Genomic DNA, 395 nt, shown 5'->3' on the forward strand with positions numbered 1-395 from the left:
GGACTCCATCTGGTCGACCACCGCGTCGAACTCGGCGTCGGGGAAGACGTGAACGGCCAGGATCGGGCCGAAGTACTCCGTCGAGAACATCTCGTCCTCGCGGTTCTTGATCTCCAGCACGGTGGGGCGCACGAACCAGCCGACCGAGTCGTCGTAGGTGCCACCGGCGAGCACGTCGATGCCCTCGGTGGCGTGCGCCCGGTCGATCGCCTTCTGGTGCTTGGCGAACGCGCGCTCGTCGATGACGGCGCCCATGAAGTTCCCGAAGTCGGTCACGTCCCCTTGGGGCAGGTCGTTCGTCACGGCGATGAGGTCGTCACGGATCCGGGCCCACACCGACTCGGGCACGTAGGCGCGGGACGCCGCCGAGCACTTCTGGCCCTGGTACTCGAACG

At 67.3% G+C, this 395-nt stretch carries 1 protein-coding gene; it reads right to left on the reverse strand.

Going from position 1 to position 395, the window contains the following annotated elements:
- On the reverse strand, positions 1-395 hold a 395-nt coding region (locus tag N864_RS23095), incomplete at both ends, for an aldehyde dehydrogenase family protein (protein ID WP_034723171.1).

The organism is Intrasporangium chromatireducens Q5-1, from assembly GCF_000576575.1.
GTDB lineage: Bacteria > Actinomycetota > Actinomycetes > Actinomycetales > Dermatophilaceae > Intrasporangium_A > Intrasporangium_A chromatireducens.